Source organism: Alicyclobacillus acidiphilus NBRC 100859, assembly GCF_001544355.1.
Classification (GTDB): Bacteria; Bacillota; Bacilli; order Alicyclobacillales; family Alicyclobacillaceae; genus Alicyclobacillus; species Alicyclobacillus acidiphilus.
The window spans coordinates 1-1,009 of record NZ_BCQI01000152.1 but is presented as its reverse complement, the minus strand read 5'-3'; the positions used below and the strand labels follow the sequence as shown (position 1 = coordinate 1,009).

The 1,009-nt window shown below is 48.0% G+C and carries 2 protein-coding genes; both read left to right on the top strand.

Features of this window, described 5'->3' with window-relative positions:
• The first annotated feature begins 422 nt into the window (after window positions 1–422).
• Window positions 423–596 (top strand): hypothetical protein, encoded by a 174-nt coding sequence (locus AAC01S_RS19495; RefSeq protein WP_157071309.1) that lies wholly within the window; start codon window positions 423–425, stop codon window positions 594–596.
• Window positions 586–1,009: RNA-guided endonuclease TnpB family protein (locus tag AAC01S_RS19095; RefSeq protein WP_306307201.1), on the top strand; the 424-nt coding region annotated here is incomplete at its 3' end. The genes AAC01S_RS19495 and AAC01S_RS19095, both read left to right, overlap by 11 nt.

Sequence of the window (1,009 nt, the reverse complement as noted above, 5' to 3'; positions counted from 1 at the left end):
TTTCGTGATCTGTTGGAGGAAGACGAAATTTGGAATATCACGAGAATCCAGCAAGAATATCGTGCCAAAGTAGCTTCGGATGAGGAACTCTCAGCATATGTCGATCGTATTTTAGGTGCTTGATGCATGTGATACAATTAAAAGTAGTCTCTAAGGTGGTGACAATACCTATATGGACAAGGAAAAACAGTCAACTAATTCGGCTTCAGTCGCAGAAAAGGAAGTTCTCGCTGCCTTGGAAGAGGTACTTGCCACAACTACTAAATCTGGGAAAGTTGAACCGTCTCAAGCACAACTTCAATGGATACAGCTAGTCGCCAAGTAAGTTTTTGTTCCCTATCCCGCGAGTCACTCGCGGGTTTATTTTTGTCTCCTACGGGCAAGATGATTTCTAACCCGAAATTCATAAGGAGACTAGGATCATGGCCCATAACAAAAAGAAACCAGCAAGCGATATGGAGGCCGCTCGAAAAATACTCAAAGCCTGGGAAGACGAAACGGTGACTAAGATCATTGCAGACATCAAAAAGAGCAGACTTTCTAAATCTGAGCTGGAACAACGCTCAAAATACCATCGTTACTTAAATGGTGAGTGAATCTTCATCAAATTTAAGCGCGGAAGCCCCAAACCGTCGTCGCAAAGAGTCGCGTTTTGTTGCGAATGAAAACCACCGAATCGCCAAGATGCTTGTTACGAAAGCCAAAGACACCGGACGCGGTATTGCCATCGAAGACCTCAAGGGCATCCGCGACCGGATCACGGTTCGAAAGGCGCAGCGTCGTCAGCAGCATTCTTGGGCGTTTCATCAGCCTCGCTCCTTCATCGAATACAAGGCCCGCCTTGCAGGCGTTCCTGTTGTGTTGGTTGATCCCCGAAACACGTCGCGCACTTGTCCGAACTGTGGGCATTGCGACAAGAAGAATCGACCGACACGAGATGATTTCCATTGCCAATCCTGCGGCTTCGCTGGGCCTGCAGATGGCGTCGCTGCCGTGAACATTCGCGGCA